The following is a 20423-nucleotide window of genomic DNA, read 5'->3' on the forward strand; positions in this document are numbered from 1 at the left end:
TTTGCATACCCTCAAAGCCTGCGGGCGCTCGTGGCTTCGAAACCGGCAATAGGAATCCCACCTTGCCAGGTCCCGCCGATAACCGTTGAGTCCTATTGTGAAAATATCTTGTCCACAGCACCCAGATCGCGCTTCACGTGGTCAGCCTCGCGCCTCGGCACGGATTGGTCGCATCCGAACTGGGACGGGTTCAAATGCCGGAATGTTCAATGAAGTTGCCAGCGGTCCAGCTCAATTCTGGTCAGAGTCACACGTCAACGGTGCCTGGGCTAAGGCGGTTTGAACCTGCCGACCGGAAACTCCGATCACCGTCCTAGTCGCCGTCCTTCTCGCGAACGACTCGAAATCCATTCGCCTGATAGCGAACATTGAAATCATATCTAAACCGTGCGGCTGAGCGCAGATATTTCGGGTCATTATTAAACGAGCCGCCCCGAAGCACCCGCTCGGGACAACCCGGTTTGACCGAAGCGGATCCATCAGTGGGCGTCCCTCGATACCCCTCGGTCCAGCAATCCTCGACCCACTCTGCGGCATTGCCGGCCATGTCATAAATATCGAACGCATTTGGTTTGAATGATCCAACCTGCATGGTGGCATAGTGCGGTTCACTGGTGCAGCCCGCACAATTTGCGCGGTCCTTCTCCACTGACCGGCCCCAAGAGTAGGGTGAACTGGTGCCGCCTCGGGCGGCGTACTCCCATTCACTTTCCGTTGGCAGTCGGTAGGTCTTCCCGGTCTTTTGCGACAGCCATGCGGCATAGGTTTTTGCGTCGTTCCAATCGACATCAGTGACGGGACGGCGGCCGCGTCCCGCTCCGGCATCGGCCGGCCGATAGGTGCAGCCTCTGTCCATGACACAGGCGTCCCACTCATCGTATGTGACTTCGTACTTACCGATGTAGAACGGCTTGCGGATCGACACCTGATGCACAGGGCCTTCAAACGGGAAGACCTCAGTCGAACCCATGTTGAAATTGCCTGAAGGTATCAGCACCATCTCCGGGCATTGGGAACAGTCACGAATTGTAGACCTCGGTGGCGGCGAGACCGGCGGCGCGGGCGTGTTGGTCACAGTCGGTGTTTGCGGCTTTGCCGGGCTGGCTACCGCGCCAAGGCGTTGCAGGCCTGCCCGCGCCTCGGAGGCATACGGACCGTTCGGATAGGCATCGAGATAGGCCTGAAAATCGGCCGCGTTGTTGCTGCTCTTGATCGTATCCCAGAAACCTTGTTCCACCGTATCCGGCGGGTTGCCCAATCTCGCGACCGCGCGCGACGCCGTGTCTGTTGGTTCGTTGCGGCCTGTAACGACAAAGTCAGCGGCCTCGAGCGACGCTTCCCAGGGGAGTTGCTTGTTGCGGCTTCCCTTTGCGACCGCAGCCCGGGTTTGGCCAAATGCTTCCTTGAAGGTTCGACCGGGGGCCTTGGCGGCTTTCACGAACTCGTCAGCAAACAGACTGAGCGCTCCCTTTTGATCCTCCACGACCTGCCCGGGGAGTGCGGGGTAAGCTTGAGTGATGCCCTGGATAGGACTGACGTTGGCGAGCCCAATTGCCTTGACCGATGTCTTTTGCTGCCATGGATTTCTCCTCGCCGCATCAAGGATAACGGCTGAACCTCTGGGCCGGGCAACGATCAGCGGATCGAGAATGAGATCGCCATCCACCGCATTGGAGTGAATATCGAGGTCCGATGCAATGGTACCGTCGATCGGGATGAGGAAATTGCGGCCTTCATACTGGATGGCATGACCGGAGAAGTAGACGACGGCGGTGGCACCGCGTTCCAGTTTTTGGCTGAATTGTTGGATTGCCGCATCCATATCGGCATTTCGCGCATCCTGCGCATAAACCACGTCAAAACCACCAGCCTTCAAAAGCTCGGCGATCGCTTTCGCGTCGGAAACCGCCGTACGGACAGGCGACTGCGGATAAGATCCATTTCCGATAACGAGAGCGACCCTCTTGTCGGCCTGCGCAGCACTCGCGTTCTGGCCCCGGGCGGCCGAAAGAAAAAAGAGCTGTGGGATGAACGCGCCAGCCGCAAAGGCGCACAAAACGACGAGCACCTTTAAAGTGCGGCCCATGCCTGACAGTTTCATCGCTTCATCAGCCCTGGACCTGGATCAACGCAAAATGCCCCAGACTTGGATCAGCGCAAAAACTCCGGTTCATATGCGGTCTGCTCAGCCTGAAGCAAACGAACGGGCGCAGTGTGCAAATATGTTGGTGAAGCTAACACGCTGGCTGAATGGAAACAAGAAGTTGCGAGATTCGGCGATTGCTCCTAGTCTCAGATTACCGGTGCCGCTCGGCAAGCCATTTGGCGGAACTCCGTTCGTGAAATTCGTTCGCACGCTTTGCTTGATTGCTTGTTCCATGTGCCTGTCTCTGCTTCTTTCGCCAGAGGCGCACGCTGACGGGCGTGTCGCGCTAGTCATAGGCAATGCGGCATATGCCAATGCCACATTGCTCCGCAACAGCCGCAACGATGCTGACGACATCTCCGATCAATTGCGTCGCCTCGGGTTCGAGGTCATCGACGGTCGCGATCTCGATGGCCGTGGCATGCGCGCTGCATTGGCGCGTTTTGCGCAGAAGCTGCGGGGCACTGATGCTGCGTTGTTCTATTATTCGGGCCATGGGCTTCAGATTGAAGGTCAGAACTACCTTGTCCCTGTCGATGCCCAAGTCGATCCCGATTCAATCGTGACATTCGACCTCGTGAAGCTTGACGATGTTGTCGAAGCGCTCGGATATAGCTCGGGAACGCGACTTATGGTTCTGGATGCCTGCCGGACCAATCCGTTTGCGAAGGCTATAGCCCAACGCAGCGGCAATCGCGGCGGGGAAATCACCCGAGGACTTGCCCGGATCGACCGGACTCAGGGCATGTTGATCGCCTATGCGACCCAGGCCAACGCGGTGGCGGCTGATGGTACCGGCCGCAACAGTCCGTTTACAAACGCACTGGTTCGCGAGATGCAGGAACCGGGGATCGAAGTCGGCGCGCTATTCCGGCATGTCGCCGTCAGTGTCAACCGTGAGACGCGCGGGCAACAAACACCGGAGCTCTCGGTCTCCCTGCTGGGGGATTTCTATTTGAATCCCCAAGAGAGCGATCTGGACGCATGGAAGAAGATGGGACCGCTGTCTTCCGCGAGCGTTGCGACATTGAAGGCATTCATCACGAAGTTTCCGTCGAGCAGCCTTGTCGACGCGGCCCGTGCCCGGATCGACACCATCGAGAATGCCAACGAGCGCGACCGACTGGTCAACGAATACAACGAGAAGGAGCGGCAGCTTCGGGTTGATCTGGAGCAGGCCGAAGCCGGCTTCCGAAAAGCCAGCGAGGAATTGGCCCAATTGCGTAAGCGCGACGAGGTCAGGCAAGCCGACGAGGAAAAGCGATTGAGTTCGAGCGCTCCCGCGCAACCGTCGAGGCCTTCGCCTCCCGAACCTGGCGCCGAGGAAAAAGATCGGCGTGATCAGCTCGCGAATGAAGTAGCGGCACTCGAGGCAAACAGGATCAGATTGGCCGAGCAACGCGCCACACTGGAGCGCGCGATGGCGGAGAAACTGTCGAAGGCGCAATCCGATCGTGAGCGCGCCGAGCAACGCCTTGCGATCGAGACTGCCCGGCTGCCGTCGGTCGCGGCTGACTCGCGGGCAGCCCCTGCGCCGACTCGGCAGAAATCGACGCCCCGTTGCCAGGAGATTAATGCACGTGCGCAACTGGGTGACATATCGGAATCCGATCGCATTGCCCTTCGCCAATGTCGCTAGTTCATTTTAATCAAGGTTGAACAGACATGATTGATCGCGCTCCAATCGTCACCTGCTTCGCGATCGGCTTCCTGATGACGTCCATCCAAGCGTGCTATGCGCAGGCGACCTCGCCAACGCCTTCGCCGCCACAAGCCTCTTCGGCGCCGCCGCCACCGCCCACGCCGATCCCTTTCGACGACGCGCTGTTGCGGGCCGCCAACGATCTCTTTTCCAAGGCTACGGTGCCCGCGGGGTCGGACAAGGTTGAACTCATCATCGATCCGTTAATCGACGCTGCGACCGGCGCGCAATCAGCTGCAACCCGCTTGATGCAGGAGCGCATCAAGGACCTCGTGGCCAAGTCATATCCCCGCTTCGCCGTGTTGCCATTTTCCAGCGAGGCCCTGAGCCGCGCTCCTGTTGTCCTGATCGGGACCTTTACAGCGATAAACAATGCCGGTGCACCTGACGGTGTTCGAGACGCCTATAGGATCTGTCTTGCATTGGCAGACCTTCGCAGCAAGAGCATCGTATCGAAGGCCGTTGCGAGGGCAAAACTCGACGGCGTTAAAGCCGAACCCACGCCGGCCTTCGCCGAGGCTCCGATCTGGACCAATGATCCGGCGATTGCCGTCTACATCAAGACCTGCCAGGGGACGAAGCTGGGCGACCCGATCGATCCCCTATATGTCGAGAGGATCGCCACGTCGGCATTTGTGAGCGACGCAATCCTCGAATACGACGACAAACGCTATCGAGAGGCGCTGGCGTTCTATCGGACGGCCCGGCAAATGTCGGGCGGCGACCAACTTCGTGTTCATTCTGGTATTTATCTGTCCAGCTGGAAGCTTAATCGCCGGACCGATGCCACCGAGGCATTTGGCAGTCTCGTCAAGTATGGCCTGACGGCCAATAAGTTGTCCGTACGGCTTCTGTTCAAGCCGGGCACGACGCAGTTCCTCGATGACCAGAATATCACCGGTCCATACCCGATGTGGCTAAGTCAGATCGCGTCGCAGGCGATGCAGAACGATTCCTGCATCGATGTCGTTGGGCACACATCAAATACCGGACCGGCGCAAATCAATGAACGCCTATCGGTGCTAAGGGCGCAGTTCATCAAGGATCTCCTGCAGAGTGCTTCTCCCAGCCTGGCTGACCGGCTGAAGGCGGTCGGCGCCGGATCTCGAGAATCGATCGTCGGGACGGGCCGCGATGACGCGAGCGATGCGATCGACCGCCGCGTCGATTTCAACGTACACCGATGCTGAATGCGCATTGAAGTCTCGAAGCTGCCGCGCACTCTCAACTTTTGTCTTGTTTGGCCACGTTCATTTCCTTCAATCCAGAGCGCACCGCGCTCCAAATTATCGGCCTTAGGGGGTCTCTCATGGTATCGAAAGCCTTGGTCGCAATGACGACGTCCCTCCTGATTTTAGCGGGAGCGTTCGGCTCAGCGCATGCACAGCCAAAGCCCGCCGGCGGTCCTACAACCTCGCCTGCTGGTGCTGCGGTCTATTTCGTGGACATCAAGGACGGGCAGACCGTCCCGACGAAATTCACCGTTCATTTCGGTTTGAAGGGAATGGGCGTAGCGCCAGCCGGATCCGACAAGGGAAACTCCGGTCACCATCATCTCTTGATTGATGCCGAGCTGCCGCCGATGGACAGTCCCATTCCGAGCGACTTCAATCATCTGCATTTCGGTGCAGGTCAGACCGAAGCCGAAGTTACGCTCACGCCGGGAGACCACACACTACAGCTGCTGTTGGGCGACAAGAATCATGTGCCGACGTCACCGCCGCTGTTCTCTGATCGTATCCATGTTCACGTCGTCGATCAGGCTGCAGCCCCGTCGGCCCAGGCCACGCCGCATTCGGGACGTCACCCGTCGCCCTCCGGAGCGAAGGTCTATTTTGTCTATCCCGTGGACGGGGCGTACGTCACGCCAACGTCTGTTGTCCGTTTCGGCCTGGTCGGCATGGGCGTTGCTCCCGCCGGCTTCGAAAAGGCGAATACGGGGCACCACCATTTGCTGATCGATACCAGCCTGCCGCCATTTGATCAGCCGATCCCCAATGATTTCAACCATCTTCATTTTGGCGCGGGTCAAACCGAAGCCAAAATCAATCTGCCGCTGGGTCGTCACAAGCTGCAGCTGATCCTGGCCGACGAAAATCACATACCACACGATCCCCCGGTTTTTTCGCAGCTTATCAATGTTGTGGTGACCGCCAACGGTCGTAAGCCGCCGACGCGGAAACATCACCGAATATCGCACTATCATTAGGCACGAGACGGAGACACGCGAACGCGCGCAGCCCACCGCAGTGGTCTCGCGCCCCGCTTTGAGTTGAGATCGATCGCCTCAGGCGACCAACAGGCCCAGCTTGCCGACCATCGCAAGCGAGCGTTCAACGCTCTCTCGAGTTGAAAGCAGCAGCGGCTCTACTGGCTTTCCGTCCTTGTCCTTTTGTTCGATCCGGATGCTGGAGCCAAATGCTTCGGTCATCTCGGCCGTGATCTGGTCGATCGTGTGAAGGCCGTCGAGCAATTGCAGGAAATGCCGGGTTCGATCGTCCTCCAACTGCACTGTTTGGTGGAGCAGGTTGGTGACGTGCGGACTTGTGTGCGACTGTTTGCGGGCCAGTAAGCTCGCTTGCGGCCGGTCGGTAATTTCCTTCAGCAGGAATGGCGGCGATACCAGGAAGGAGACCTCGCCGCTGCAGCACAGGATGTACATCGCCTCCGTCAGGACCCGTTCGTCATCGTCGGCGTGACGGCCATCCAGCAGCGCGCGCGCACCGTGCAGCAACTCGCCGAATGACAATGCGCGCGGCCACGCGCGGCCGAGGCACAGATGCGCTGCCTTCAGGAGGGGATTGGTCACTGTAATCCTGCTGCCGTTCTGGATCTCGAATTCCATTGCAGAATCGTCTGTCACACAGGCTTCGGGATCGACGGCGCTGGTCGTGCTCAAGAGGTGGTACCGCCTGACGAAATCTGTGTCGATCTGCCGGTCGAGGGAAACATTGTCGTGGCAAAACAAGGTGCGCCGGAAGCCGTTGCCGTCGATGAAATCCTGATACTGGTCGCGTGCCATGAACTCGCTTTCCGGGAAATGCTGCAGCGTGGCACGGACCTCCTCGGAGTAGCCGGCGAGATAGCGGCGCGAAAAATCGGAATCGCCCAGATACTGCAGGCCACGCTGGGCGGCATCCTCTGCGACTTCGTGCAACAGGAAGGCGGTCGCGCCATCGTCGAGATCGTCGTGAAACAACAATTCGTCGGGAGACTTGAGAACGCGGTTGTACTGATCCCGCATGATCGCGCCGTGAACCGTGTTGGCCTTCGAGCCTTCGCTCAGGAACTTCAGGATCGCGCGAGCCTGTCCGACCTTCTCCTTCATGCCGGTGAGGCGGCGGGTGTGATACCGCATCATGTCGCGGGCCATGTCGCGGAGGTGCGAGAACGGATGCGCATTGTAACTGACGTAGCAGATCCCGCGCGGTGACAGGTTCTGCTTGAAGATCGTCATCATCTTCTCACGCACGGGCGGTGGCACCCATGAGTACACGCCGTGCGCGATGATGTAATCGAACTGTCCGAAGCTTGGATCGACATTCATGATGTCGCAATGGAGGAGCTTGATGTTGCTCAGGCCAAGTGTCGCGATATTTTTCTGGCCGCGCTCGATCGTCACGCCGCTCAGGTCGACACCGACGAACTCGCTGTCCGGATATTGAAAGCCCATTGGCAGAAGATTGCCGCCGACGCCGCAGCCGAGTTCCAGTACTCGGCAGCACTCGACCGGCGCAGGTTGCATGCCGTAGACGGCGGCAATCGTTGCAAGATGGTTGGGGTGGGTGAGCCCGTAGACGTGGCCGGGATAGTAGACCTCGTCGTACCGTGTTGGGCCGGTCGTCGAAGGGCGATGCTCAGTGTGAACATTCATCGTGCTCAGTTCCACGAATATGCGAACTTGTCGTTCGCGATTGAGACGCGCGTCTGCTTGATCTCTTCCTTGGCAAGTGATTTTCTCAGGAACTCGCGCGACAGCTCCGGCAGCAATGTGTTGGTGATGATGTTGTCGATCATGCGCCCGCCGGAATCCGGATCGTTGCAGCTTGACACGATGTGCTCAACGACGGTGTCGTCGTAGCTGAAGGCCGCGTTGTGATTATCGCGTAGCCGACGGCCGATGCGGTCGAGCTGCAGCCGGACGATGCCGCCGAGCATCTCGTCCGAGAGCGGGAAGTAGGGGATCGAGACGATACGCCCGAGCAAAGCCGCCGGAAATACCTTGAGCAGTTCCGGCCTGAGCATTTTCGCGAGCTCTTCCGGTTCATTGCGGTACTTTGGATCGCGGGACAGCCCCATGATCAGATCGGTACCGACATTGGTCGTCAGGATGATCAAGGTGTTCTTGAAGTCGATCCGTCGTCCGTTGCCGTCCTCCATGACTCCCTTGTCGAACACCTGGAAGAAGATCTCATGGACGTCGGGATGGGCCTTCTCCACCTCGTCGAGCAGGATGACGCTGTATGGCTTGCGCCGGACCGCCTCGGTGAGGCGGCCGCCTTCTCCGTAGCCGACGTAACCGGGAGGTGCTCCCTTCAGGGTCGAGACGGTATGCGCCTCCTGGAACTCCGACATGTTGATCGTGATCATGTTCTGCTCGCCGCCGTAGAGCGTCTCGGCAAGCGCTAACGCGGTCTCGGTCTTTCCGACGCCGGATGGTCCGGCCAGCATGAAAACGCCGATCGGCTTCGACGGGTTGTCCAGCTTGGCGCGGCTGGTCTCGATACGTCTGGCGATCATCGTCAGCCCGTGGGACTGGCCGACGACGCGGCGGTTGAGGATCTCCGGTAGCTTGAGCACGGTTTCGATCTCGTCCCGCATCATCCGACCAACCGGGATGCCGGTCCAGTCGGACACGACGGACGCTACCGACTGCTGGTCCACATGGGCATAGACCATCCGTTTTTCCGGATTGATCCCCTCCAGCGTCTCGAACTTGCCGCGCAGCTCCGCTCGTTTTGCATCTGAATCTTGATCTTCCTTGGGCTCGGACAGGATGTCACGAATGCTGCGGATGTCCTTGACGAGCTCCTGCTCCTTGGCCCAGTCGGCCTCCAGCGCGGTTAGCTTTTCTTTCAACGCGGCGATATCGCTGTCGATCGTAGCGACGCGCTCGCCGTCCTCGATGCCCAGATCGCGGTCGCTGACCAGCGCGGATTTCTCAGCTTCGCGAGCCGTGATCGCGACACGCGTGTCCTCGATCAGGGCCGGCGTGGCGCTCTGGCTGATCGCCACGCGGGCCGAGGCGGTATCGAGCAGGCTGACGGCCTTGTCCGGCAGCTGTCGGGAGGGAATGTAGCGGTGCGAGAGGTTGACGGCTGCAATGATTGCGGCGTCGGAAATGCGGACACCGTGGTGCTTTTCCATTGGGCCAAGAAGGCCGCGCAGCATCACGCAACAGGTCTCGACATCCGGTTCGTCGATCTGGATCGGCTGGAAGCGTCGCGCGAGCGCCGGGTCCTTCTCGATGTACTGGCGATATTCTGCCCAGGTTGTAGCTGCGATCGTGCGCAGCGTGCCACGGGCGAGTGGAGGTTTCAGGAGGTTTGCCGCATCGCCGGTGCCGGCTGCACCGCCGGCGCCAATCAAGGTATGGGCTTCGTCGATGAAAAGGATGACCGGGGTGGGCGAGCTCTGCACCTCGTCGATCACCGAGCGCAGCCGCTGCTCGAACTCGCCCTTCATCGAGGCGCCGGCCTGCATCAAGCCGATGTCGAGGGCGCAGAGCCGGACATTGCGCAGCGGCGGCGGCACGTCCCCGGCGGCGATGCGTTGCGCGAATCCTTCCACTACCGCCGTCTTGCCGACGCCGGCTTCGCCGGTAAGAATCGGATTATTTTGCCGCCTTCGCATCAGAACGTCTATCAACTGGCGAATCTCTTCGTCCCGCCCCAGGATCGGGTCCATCTCGCCCGATTTGGCCTTCGCTGTGAGATCCTGCGAGAAACGGTCGAGCGGTGTCGTGCCTTTCGGGCTGGTCTGATCCGCGCCGTCCGTGCCAGCGCCTACAAGACCCGAGCCGTCCATGGGCCGCATGGTCTCCTCGTCGGAGCCGGCCCAGATGGCGCGACGCTCGGCGGCCAATGCTTCGACGTTGACCTTGGCGAATTCCTGGGAGAGGTTGTTCAGCGCGCGACGGATGTCGTTCGACTTCAGCCCAGCCACGAGCAGGTGGCCGGTGCGGATCTGGGTTTCGCCGAAAAAGAGCGTGGCGTAGTGCCAGCCACGATCGAGGAGATCGATGACCGGATTGGCGATACCCGGCATGTCTGTTTCGTTCTTCCGAAAGCCATTGATCGCGCCGGCAAGTTCCGACAGCAACCGCCCCCGGTCGAGCTTGTAATGGTCCACCGAGAGGCTTACGTCTGTGCGCTCCTGCTGCAGGATATGAAACAGCCAGTGCGCAAGCTCGACGTTGCGGTTCCCGGCGCTCTTGGCATGGCGAAGAGCCTGTATGAAGGCGTCGTAACCGGCGCGGTTCAGTTTGCCCGTTACGGCTTCAATACTGATGTCGGTCACGGCGGCCCCTCCTGCTCAATTGCTCCGCCGATGTTTGACACCCAACGGAAATTGGCGCGAATCCCATGACATTGGGACGATCGGCGCGGTCGATAGGTTCAAATTGCCGAGGCATCGGCTGCGGCGTTCCGGCGGGCTCGCAGGCGCTCCCCGAGCTGAAAGCGGGCATCGCGGCGATATTCTTCAGTGGAGGTCCAGTTCGGGGAGACCCAGGTGGTCCATCCAAGCCGTCCGCTCTGCCCTAGTCTGACGGGGACGACCTCTCCTGCTGGAATGGCGAGCTCGACCTCCCACTCCAGTTCGTCGCCAACGTAGAAGAAAACGGCGTCGGCCAGCGGCTCCGACAAGTTGCGCGCTTCGGTCGGCAGGAACTGCTCGTACTGGACAAAATTCTTGACGAAGACCCGAACCCTGATCTTGTCTTCGACGCTGAACACGCGTGAGCCGAGAAGCGCGTCCCGACCGAGGCTGGCATGCGCCTCGCCGAGCCGGCTGCAGTGACTTGGATCGAACGCAAGCCAAGTGCCGACAAACTCGTCGATCTCGACCTTGACGTCGAACAGTCCCTGCAAGAACCGCGTCAGCCGTGACGCACATTTCGTCCTCGGGGCGACCAGTCCGACGAAGCTGAGCTTCGCCATGTCGGGTACGGTGTCCCGATTGGCGAAAACGTCTGAGCCGAGGCCGGCGAAGGAGCCGACATAGGCGATGAAGCGATCATCCGCGGGACGGTCGTGCTGCGCGATCGGCCGGGCGTCGGCCCAGGCACGAAAGAAGAGCTGCAGGAACCGGCCGTTGAGCAGGTCAAGAAAGCGCGGGAAGGCGTCGTCCCGCATCAGCCACCAGCTCAGACTTTCATCGGTCGTGGCAAGTGGCAGCGCACCTTGCGGACCCAGGAGGCCGAGAAACTTGACGAGGATTCTGAGCCGGCCATTCTGGTCGTCGACTACGGCAAGATTAGAGGCAGGGAACTCGAGGTAGGGCACTTGGCCGAGATCGACGTACTCCTCGCGGCGGGCGGCGCTGTCACCGATCCGAGGTCGATCCGGATTGGCTCGCTCGAGCTGACGCAGGGTATTGAAGAAATCGAACCGCCAGGGTTCGGTCTTCATCTGGTCGATCAGCGTCACAGTGGTCTCCGCGTGCCCATGCGCGGTGGCCACCGCATGATCTCGCCACGCTCCGGCGTCGAGACGATCGTTTGGGTGAAGGTGTTGAAGCCTGAATAGTCGGCGAAGAAGCGCTCCAGCACAGCTCCGAGCAGGAACACGCCGCTCCCCTCGAACGCCTTCTCGTCAAGTGTGACAGTGATCTCCAGGCCGCGCGCGGCACCGCTCCCGGTGCGCTCCCGCACCCGTCGCACGACGGGCCGGCTTTCGATGCTGCGCACGCCCCGGATCTTGCGTTCGGTGGCGTCGTCGTACTGGTCGGCAAACAGGGACAGCATCTCGCGTAGCGCTCCTGCGTTCTTGCCGCCGTTGCGCTCGACGAGGCCGAGATAGTTCAGGCTCAGCATGTTGATCAGCCGCCAACTGACGATCCCGCTGTTGGCGATTTCGCTGCGACTGCGCAACTGGGCGACCACCGGCTCGCGCGGCCGGGTTGGACCAGCAACGCACACCAGGTCGAGGGACGTGTCGTCCAGCAGGTGGAAGTCGGCGCCGCTCGCGCCGACCGGCAGGTGCTCAGTGAGGTGCCGATTGGAACACAGCGCTCGGACGCTGAGCTCGGCGGCCGAGTTCTGCCCGTTCAATTCGCCGGGCTCGAGCAGCGATAGAAACATGTCCGTCCCGGTGTAATCGGAAGATGAGCCGTACGTCTTCTCTTCCACCGTGCGGCGCCGGGGCAGGCGGCGGACGGTGAAGTAAAGCCCCTGTGCGCTGGTTTGGTCGACGCTTGCCGAATACAGCGGGCGTACCAGCCGCTTGTCCTTCTCCGCCGGGAAATGCGCGTAGACTTCGAGGACCTGGTGCGGCTCGTATTCGAGATAGCGACTGCGATCCGGCACCACGTGATATTCGTGGGTGTTCGACTTGACGGGGATTCGATCACTCGTCTTCTCGAACAGATTGATCGCCGGTGCGGTGTAGAGCCTGAAGCTATCGGAACGCACCGCGGCGGCGAGCCGAGAATTGTGTTCATCGAAGGCGAAGACGATATCGATCGACTTGCTGCGCAGGCGCGGCATCACGCTGCGGAGTCCGGTCAAGTGAACGCCAAGGAACTTGCGCGGAAACATGAAATATTCCCGGAGCAGCTCTGAGCCGCGAAAGACGCGGTTGTCGTGCGGAAACAGCGACTCGGTTTCGTCGAAACCGATCTGCTGCACGCAGTCGTGCGGTGCGCGCGTCACCACCGGATCGCCGAAATCGTCGAGATGTCGGAAGTAGACGCCCTTGCAATTCGATATCAGTTGTTCGTAGAGCGCTATGCCATCTGATTCCGCACCGACGAGATAGATCGGGAGCTCGCTCATGCGGCAGCCCGCAAACCAGGTTTCCGGCTTTGTCCGAGCCTCTGCATCCGACAGTTCCTCGTCAACCTGGGCCGCGGTGCGGTGGGTCAACGACAGCCTGAGTCCGGCGATGACGTCGCCTCCGACCGGGATTCCGAGTGCCTGCAGCGCGCCCGCCGTCGAGAAGTATTCGGCGCCTGTGATGTCGAACGGCCAGAGCGTGATATCGCGGCAAAGTCGAAATCGGCAGGCGAGGCTTCGCTCTCTCTCGCGGTAGGTGGCGTCGAAATAGGCGCCGCGCGCGATCTTTTTGCCGTCGCGCAGCGCCGGGTCGGCATAGGGCGGTCCTGCTGCGACCAGCATGGCCGACGGGGTAGGGGCAAGGTAGTTCGGAACCAGCTGTTCCAGCAGATTCGAGGTGAATTCCGGAAATTCGTGCTTTAGCTTCAACTGGACACGGGCGGCAAGAAACGCCGCGCCTTCCAGTAGCCCGGTGATCATCGGATCCGAGCGGTCTCTGATCAGGCCGCCCAGGCGTTCAGCGATGCCGGGATACTCCTCGGCGAAATCTCCTGCCTGCTCGTACAGCAGGGACAATTCGCGATTGTAGAAGTCCAGGAATTCGCGATTCATGCTAAAGTCGGTTGATCTGGATATCGCCGCTGTCGAGCTCGACGTCGGCGACGAATTCCACGGGAACGTTGAGCGGTTCAGCTTTCAGATCGGCGTGAACGATGAAGCGCAGCTTGAGCTGCTCGGGTCCGATCGAGGCGTCGCGGCGGACCCGGATTGTCTTGCGATCGAGCCTTGGTTCATAATTGAGCAGTGTGGTGCGCAGCGAGTTGCTGAGCTCGTCGTCCGTGACCTCGTCGATCGAACGATTGGCGATGTCGGGAAAGCCATAGTTCAGAATCGACGTTCGTACGCAATCCCGGCCGCTCATGTCTAGCGTCGATTCGAGAGCGATCGTATTGAGGAGCGTTTCGACGTCATGGGAGACCTCGCGCCGGAGGAGTGCCTCCGAGATCGGATGGCGTCCTGTGCTGCGCCGGCCTGCGATAATCCGTTCACCGGACTGATCGCGCAGATCGAGCTTCTTGCGCGCATCACGCGCTTCATGCGCCGCGCGAAAGGCGAGCATCAGCGGCGGAGAGAGCCGATCCTTTTTTGGCGTAAGCGTCAATCTGGTCCCCATGACGTTCGGCGCCTATGCCGCTTCGAAGGCGGCAATCGGCGTCGCACTTGACGTATCGTGGCCAGGCACCCGGCCGTAACCGGGGCCATTCGAAGGATGCAATTTGGGATATCGCCGCATGGCGCCGGTGACCGCTATTGGCAACCGGCGCCAGGCGAGGGGCCGAAGATCATGCCCATTCCTTGTTGGCAGGAACGTCCCAGCCGAAGGTCGGCGAGGCGCCGGCGGCACCCTTGTCCGTCTGGGTCTTGTAGGTCATCTTGACCTTGGCGAAGTTCAGACTCACGTTTTCGGTTAGGCGCTCTTCGCCGTGCGATCCGCCGGTCGACACGCTGGAGACCAGGACGTGCTTCATCTCGATCTTCAGATACTCCAGCGGGTTCTCGCCAGCCTTGCGCACAGTCAGGATCGCCGTTTCGATGTGCTTTCCGTTCGCGCAGACCTTAAACAATTCCGGGGTGGCCTTGTCCACGAAGTGCGTGAAGTGGAGATCCTGGATGTTGACCTTGCCGGCGCCGCCTCCGGATCCGCTGTGGAATGTACCGGCCTGGCTTTCGCCGAACGACCAGCTCAATACATCAATCTCGTCCTTGTGCTTGTCATCCAGCGACTCGCCCTTGATGGGATCGAGTTTCAAGAAAATATCGACAGCCATAGCTTAGTCCTCTCAAAAATCTGCAATTGACAGTTGCGATGATGTGGCGTCAGGAGCTCGGGCCTGGTAGGCGCGACACAAGACTGAGGCCGACGTCCATCGCTTCGAGTTGGAAGTGTGGACGGAGAAAGAAGCGTGCGTTGTAATATCCCGGGTTCTCCTCGTTTGCTATGACCTCGACCTTCGCTGCGGCCAGCGGCTTGCGCGCTTTCTGAGCTTCTGACGATAGGGCTGGGTTGGCATCAACGTACTCGTTGATCCAGGTTTGCAGCCAGACCGTCAGCTCATCCTTTTCCTTCATGGATCCGATCTTGTCGCGAACCATGCACTTCAGATAGTGCGCAAAGCGGGACACTGCGAACATGTAGGGCAGACGTGACGACAGGTTGTCAGACGCGGTTGCATCCACGCCTTTCTCGCCGAAATACTTCTTCGGCTTGTAGAGCGACTGCGCACCGATGAAAGCCGCCTTGTCGGTGTTCTTGCGATGGATCAGCGGGATCAAACCCGCCTTGGCGAGTTCATGCTCGCGACGATCGCTGATCGCGATCTCGGTTGGACATTTCAGGTCCACGCCGCCGTCGTCGGTCGGGAAAGTGTGCGTGGGCAGGTTGATGACCTCGCCGCCGGACTGAACACCGCGGATGCGGGTGCACCAGCCGAACTCCTTGAAGGCGCGATTGATGTTGACAGCCATCGCGTAGGAGGCGTTGATCCAACCGTACTTGTCGCCGGTATGCCCGTCGGTTTCTTCCTCGAAGGCGAATTCTTCCACCGGCTCCGACTTGGCGCCGTAGGGAAGGCGACCCAGCACTCGCGGCATGCAAAGGCCGAGATAGCGCGAGTCATCCTGATCGCGGAGACCTTTCCAGGCCGCGTATTCCGGCGTGTCGAACACCTTGCCGATGTCGCGGGGATTGGACAACTCGGTCCATGAATCCATGCCCATCAGCGTGGGCTCGGCTCCGGCGAAGAAGGGAGCGTGCGCGGCGCCGGCGACCTTGCTGAGATCACGCATCAACTGCACGTCGGTCGGCAGATGACTGAAATAGTAGTCGCCGATCAAGCAGCCGAACGGCTCGCCGCCTAACTGGCCGAATTCGTACTCGTAGACCTGCTTGAACAGCGGGCTCTGGTCCCAGCGGGCGTCTGGATATAGCCGCAGGTTGCGATAGAGCTCGGTCTTGGAGACATTCATCACGCGAATCTTGAGATTGGCGTCCGTCTCGGAATTGAAGACGAGGTAATGCAGGCCGCGCCAGGCGCTTTCGATCGCTTGGAACTCGGGCGCATGAAGAATCTCGTTCATCTGCGCGGTGAGCTTCTGGTCGATCCGCGCGATCATCTCCTCGATGGTGTCGAGGACATCCGACTTGATGACGCTCGTGTCCTTCAACGCCTCCTGAACGAGCGTGGATACCGCATTCTCGACTTCGGTCGCAGCGCGTTCCGTGCGGGGCTTGAAGCTCTGCTTGAGTAGGTTCGCAAACTCGTCGGCCTCGGCGGTCCCGACCTGAGTGACGTTCGCCTTTTGACCAGCTTCTTTTGCCATGGTCCCCAGTCCTTCTCTTTATTTCTATTTCTCGGCGTCGGGTTCGGTCGGTTGGCTCGCTGTCCGTTCTTTCAGCGCGGCCATCAGCTGCGGATCGCTAAGGAGCTTCTTCAGCTGATCCTCGGCAGCCACCTTGCCGTCCATGTAGCGGAGCAGGTTGGCGAGCTGTTCGCGGGCCTCCAGCAGCTTGGCCGTGGCTGGAACCTGTCGGGCGACCGCTACGGGTGAGAAGTCGGCCATCTTGTTGAAGCGCAGGCTGACGGAAATCTTCTCGTCGGCCGCTTCGCTTAGGCGGTTGGCCACGCGGGCTGTCACCCCGGGCTGGATGGCCGCCATGCGGTTGTCGAAATTGTCCATGTCGAATTCGAGGAACTTGCGCTCCTCGACCTTGGGTTTCTCCACGCCAGCGTTGTTGCCGGAAAGGTCGGAAAGGACGCCCATCACGAACGGCAACTCGATCAGCCGCTCAGCGTCGTAGGGATCTTCGTAAGTGATGTGAACGCGCGGTGCGCGGTTACGACGGATGAATTTTTGACCGCTGTCGGTAGCCATGGTTCCCCTCTTTGCGAAATCATTGAGAAGCCGGTTTGCCGCGACGCAGGTTACAAGAGCAGCTCAACTTGCGGTCGGCAAAATCTGTATGTCCTGTTAGTGACGTCGAGCGAAATGCGGGTTCAATACGATTTGTCGATTGTCTTGAGCGCGCCCTCGGGCAGGACGTCATTCAAAAGGCTGAGAAAGTCTCGCTGTGCCAGTTCGCGCGCGCGGTCGACCAAAAAGGGAATAGGGCTCGACGGTTCTGCGGTCCGGAAAAATGCGGCCACTTTGGCCAGCATGCCCAAGGCCTGTGCTCTATTTTCTGCAGAGAAAACAGTATCTTGAACTTCGCTCTCGATCCCGGACGAGGATGGGGTGGCAAGCTCCGCCATCCGTTCGATGGGCAGGTCGAAGAACTTGTCTCGCCCGATATTGATCGCGGCGCTCTCTACGTGGGCGGGCACCAGCATTCGCATCACTTCGATAAAAGATTTACCAACCATCTCCTGCGCCTGACGCACCAGCAGCAGGGCGGGATTCGACGGTTCCATTCGGGCGAAATAGTCCGCGGCGGCGGCAAGTGCCGCGGTGGCCTGCCCCGACGACGTCAGCGCACCGGTTGCCTCAATCGGGTGTTGCGTGTCGGATAGTTCAGCGTCGTCTGACGGCGCAGCCACAACGGCGCTCGGGTCACGCTCCGCGACGAGACCCGCAAGCCAGGCGGCCATGCCATTGACGACGCCGGAGACCCTGTCGAGGCTGATGGGTTGCCCCGAGTTCAACTTTTCGTGCCAGATCGTCTTGATGCCTGCAATTTCGGCAGCGACTGCCGAACAACGTGCACTCACCGCCCTCAGGGTCTCGAGATCTGTGTCGTCAATGATCCGCTCGATCATTGCAAGATCGGGACCGTCAGTGTCGGCGCCACCAGCGGGAATTTCTCCCTTGGCAACCTGATAGGCACGGTAGTTGAGGGTCCCCTGTCTGCGATTTTCGATCAGCGGCAGGAATTGGAGGGGATTGATCACGGTCGGAAACACGTCGATCGCTTCGATCGTGACTGCGCGAAGAGCGTAGTCGCCGTCTTCGGCCCTCGGATGTACAGCTTCCCACTGCTCCCTAAGCAACGTGGTCGTCGCCTTCAGGCAATTGAGAAAGCCGTCAAGATCCCGGTTGAGGATGGAGAACTTGGCCAGCAGCATGTTCAAACGCAGATCGCGGGTGCGCGCCAGAAGAGGTCGTGCGGCCGCAAACTGGCCCGCGACGTCGATGGCCTTCGGATCGAAGCGCCCGCGATCTCCATTGGCGTTGACCACCTCGAAGTACGACATCGGAAGCAGCGATTCCGCACCTGCGAAGAAGTTGAGGTACTGAACGTCCCCACTTGCCTCGAGATCGGGCCCGCAGGGATCGTCCGCGGCTACGGGCTGGGTCAAGGAGGCGACGTCGAGCATGATCGTCCATCTGCTGGGCCCCCGCCGAACCCCGTGACGTACCCAGGAGCGCGGGAGGGACTATGATCCGATTGTCTTATGGGTCAGATGCCTGGCGGTCCCGGTTCATTCCCGGTGATCATGACAGTTTCGCGTGAACCAGCAAGCTCTTGGAGGCGACTACTTGAAGGCCTGGGTGGTTCTGTACGGCTGCTGTGGCGCGTCAGGATGCCAACCCCGGACGGACTTACCGGCCTGCCAGCAGCGGCCAGATGTCCGTGGTTCTTGCATGACCGTCTGATCTGCTCTTTGGAGCCGATCATGCGGCCGACGAGGGAGTTTAACGCCCACATGGGCCAGCTTACCCAAGATACCCGCCTCTGCGAGCTCAAGACGCCACTCGGCAAGGACGTTCTGGTTTTCGTCGGATACGAGGCTTCGGAAGGTCTCAGCGAACTCTTCGAGTATCGTATCGAATGTCTCAGTGAGGACGCCGATCTCGACTTCGACCGCGCAATCGGTCAGCAGTGCACGCTGAAGATAAAGCTTCATGAGAAGGAGCGCGAGTTCAGCGGCATTCTCACCGAAGCGCAATGGCTTGGGGTGAAGAACGACTATTTCAGCTACAGAATCGTGCTTCGGCCCTGGTTATGGCTGCTATCGCGAACCACCGATTGCCGGATATTCCAGGACAAGAAGGCGCCCGACATCATCAAGGAGGTCTTCAACGATCGCGGCTTCACCGACTACGAATCGAAGCTGACCGAGGAAGGTTCCTGTCCGAAGCTCGAATATTGCGTTCAGTACCGCGAAACCGATCTGAATTTCGTTTGCCGATTGATGGAGCAGCACGGCATCTACTACTTCTTCAAGCACGAGGGCGGCAAGCACACGCTGGTACTGGCGGACTCAAAATCGTCGCACAGTCCGATCAATGGACTCGCCTCGATCCCATACATACCGCTGACGGGTGCCGACCGGCGAGGCGAGCAACACATCTACGAATGGGTCTCGGAGCGCAGGTTTCGGACCGGCAAGGTCGAGCTCAACGATTACAATTACCAGAAGCCCAACGCGCAGATGATCAGCGACGCCAAGGGCAACGAGCATTACTCCCGATCAGAAATGGAATTTTACGACTATCCGGGGAAGTTCAAGGAAAAATCCGACGGCGAGCGCTACGCGAAGATCCAGCTTCAGTCCGAGCAAGCCATGGACCGGCGGCGCCGCGGCAACGGTGATGCAGTCAACCTGTTCCCCGGTGGATTGACTAAACTCGAGAAGCATCACAAGGACTCGCAGAACGTCGAATATCTGGTGGTACGAGCCACCCATTCGTTCTCGATCGAATCTTACCGCACGGGTGGTCCCAGCGACGCCGGTCAGCACGTCTATTTCGGGAGCTACGAGTTCTTGCCGAGCGACCGTCCGTTCCGGGCGCCGATGTTGACGCCGAAGCCAAGGATTAATGGTGTCCAGACCGCCAAGGTGGTAACCAAGGACGACAATTCGAGCGAGGAGATCGACGTCGAAAACCTCGGCGAAATCTATGTACGGTTTTTCTGGGACCGGAAGAAAAAGCGGTCTTGCCGGTTGCGCGTTGCTCAGGTCTGGTCCGGCAAGAAATGGGGCGGTCAGATCATTCCGCGCGTCGGACAGGAAGTGGTCGTCGAATTTCTGGAAGGCGATCCGGACCGGCCCCTGATCATCGGCACCGTCTATAACGACGAGTACAAGCTGCCCTATGACCTGCCGTCTAAGAAGACGATCGCGGGATTGAAGTCCGATTCGACCAAGGGCGGCGGCGGCTACAATGAGTGGAATTTCGAGGACAAGAAGGGCTCCGAGAAGATCACGGTGCATGCCGAGAAAGACCATGACGTGACGGTCCGCGACACCGAGACGCGGACCATCGGCGAAGCCGCGCTCGGCGGCGACACCCGCAAGACGACCCTCGTCAATGGCAACGACAAGCTCGATATCGAGTTGGGCGGTCAGCATATCAGTATGGCGATGGATCAGTCGGTCACCGCAGGCCTAACCATCACGCTCATGGCCAACGTCAACATCACGCTGCAGGTCGGCCCCAGCCAGATTATCCTGACGCCTGGGGGCATCGTCATCAACGCGCCGACCATCGCGATGACGGCGCAGGGAGCCATGGCGCTAACAGCCGGGGGCCCGCTGGGTGCCCACGGCCTGCCAACCCTTGTCGGTTGAGTGCTATGA

Annotated in this window: 14 protein-coding genes; 4 read left to right on the forward strand and 10 right to left on the reverse strand. The window is 59.9% G+C overall.

Annotation, left to right across the window (positions count from 1 at the left end):
• Window positions 1-313: 313 nt before the first annotated feature.
• The gene (locus AC0L3P_RS23775) at window positions 314-2101 is read right to left on the reverse strand and encodes an SUMF1/EgtB/PvdO family nonheme iron enzyme (protein ID WP_473305523.1); all 1788 of its coding nucleotides are present in this window, start codon (window positions 2099-2101) and stop codon (window positions 314-316) included.
• On the opposite strand from AC0L3P_RS23775, the gene AC0L3P_RS23780 reads away from it, so the two are divergent.
• The 3 genes from AC0L3P_RS23780 to AC0L3P_RS23790 all read left to right on the forward strand — a co-directional run bounded on the left by AC0L3P_RS23780 (window position 2085) and on the right by AC0L3P_RS23790 (window position 6057).
• The gene (locus AC0L3P_RS23780) at window positions 2085-3785 is read left to right on the forward strand and encodes a caspase family protein (RefSeq protein ID WP_473305525.1); all 1701 of its coding nucleotides are present in this window, start codon (window positions 2085-2087) and stop codon (window positions 3783-3785) included. The genes AC0L3P_RS23775 and AC0L3P_RS23780 overlap by 17 nt on opposite strands.
• 26 nt (window positions 3786-3811) lie before the next feature.
• Entirely contained in the window at window positions 3812-5038 is a 1227-nt protein-coding gene (locus tag AC0L3P_RS23785) for an OmpA family protein (protein WP_275170261.1), read from the forward strand.
• A 119-nt stretch (window positions 5039-5157) separates the two neighbouring features.
• The gene (locus tag AC0L3P_RS23790) at window positions 5158-6057 is read left to right on the forward strand and encodes a DUF4399 domain-containing protein (RefSeq protein ID WP_275170262.1); all 900 of its coding nucleotides are present in this window, start codon (window positions 5158-5160) and stop codon (window positions 6055-6057) included.
• A gap of 78 nt (window positions 6058-6135) precedes the next feature.
• Here the strand turns inward: AC0L3P_RS23790 and AC0L3P_RS23795 are convergent, their stop codons facing one another.
• The 9 genes from AC0L3P_RS23795 to AC0L3P_RS23835 form a co-directional block, all read right to left on the reverse strand.
• Entirely contained in the window at window positions 6136-7722 is a 1587-nt protein-coding gene (locus tag AC0L3P_RS23795; protein WP_275170263.1) for a class I SAM-dependent methyltransferase, read from the reverse strand.
• A 5-nt stretch (window positions 7723-7727) separates the two neighbouring features.
• Window positions 7728-10367, reverse strand: a complete 2640-nt coding sequence (gene tssH / locus AC0L3P_RS23800) for a type VI secretion system ATPase TssH (RefSeq protein ID WP_275170264.1) — start codon at window positions 10365-10367, stop codon at window positions 7728-7730.
• Between the two features lie 98 nt (window positions 10368-10465).
• Window positions 10466-11530 carry a type VI secretion system baseplate subunit TssG gene (tssG, locus tag AC0L3P_RS23805; protein ID WP_275170265.1) on the reverse strand — a complete coding sequence of 355 codons (1065 nt, stop codon included), beginning with the start codon at window positions 11528-11530 and terminating at the stop codon, window positions 10466-10468.
• Window positions 11494-13455: a type VI secretion system baseplate subunit TssF gene (gene tssF / locus AC0L3P_RS23810; protein WP_275170266.1), complete on the reverse strand. Its 1962-nt coding sequence runs from the start codon at window positions 13453-13455 to the stop codon at window positions 11494-11496. The genes tssG and tssF overlap by 37 nt, the downstream gene beginning before the upstream one ends.
• A 1-nt stretch (window position 13456) precedes the next feature.
• Window positions 13457-13963, reverse strand: coding sequence for a type VI secretion system baseplate subunit TssE (gene tssE / locus AC0L3P_RS23815; RefSeq protein WP_275170665.1), 507 nt, complete (start codon window positions 13961-13963; stop codon window positions 13457-13459).
• Window positions 13964-14186: 223 nt separating this feature from the next.
• Window positions 14187-14672: an Hcp family type VI secretion system effector gene (locus tag AC0L3P_RS23820; protein ID WP_275170267.1), complete on the reverse strand. Its 486-nt coding sequence runs from the start codon at window positions 14670-14672 to the stop codon at window positions 14187-14189.
• Window positions 14673-14721: 49 nt separating this feature from the next.
• Complete coding sequence (gene tssC / locus AC0L3P_RS23825; protein WP_027568116.1) at window positions 14722-16224, reverse strand: type VI secretion system contractile sheath large subunit; 1503 nt, start codon at window positions 16222-16224, stop codon at window positions 14722-14724.
• Window positions 16225-16248: 24 nt separating this feature from the next.
• Window positions 16249-16776, reverse strand: a complete 528-nt coding sequence (gene tssB, locus AC0L3P_RS23830; protein WP_211397493.1) for a type VI secretion system contractile sheath small subunit — start codon at window positions 16774-16776, stop codon at window positions 16249-16251.
• Window positions 16777-16898: 122 nt separating this feature from the next.
• Window positions 16899-18215, reverse strand: coding sequence for a type VI secretion system protein TssA (locus tag AC0L3P_RS23835; protein ID WP_275170268.1), 1317 nt, complete (start codon window positions 18213-18215; stop codon window positions 16899-16901).
• A gap of 330 nt (window positions 18216-18545) precedes the next feature.
• Here AC0L3P_RS23835 and AC0L3P_RS23840 point away from each other — a divergent pair, with 330 nt between their 5' ends.
• Window positions 18546-20414, forward strand: a complete 1869-nt coding sequence (locus tag AC0L3P_RS23840; protein ID WP_342761043.1) for a type VI secretion system Vgr family protein — start codon at window positions 18546-18548, stop codon at window positions 20412-20414.
• The last annotated feature ends 9 nt before the right edge of the window (window positions 20415-20423 follow it).

This window comes from Bradyrhizobium sp. WSM4874 (assembly GCF_055811835.1).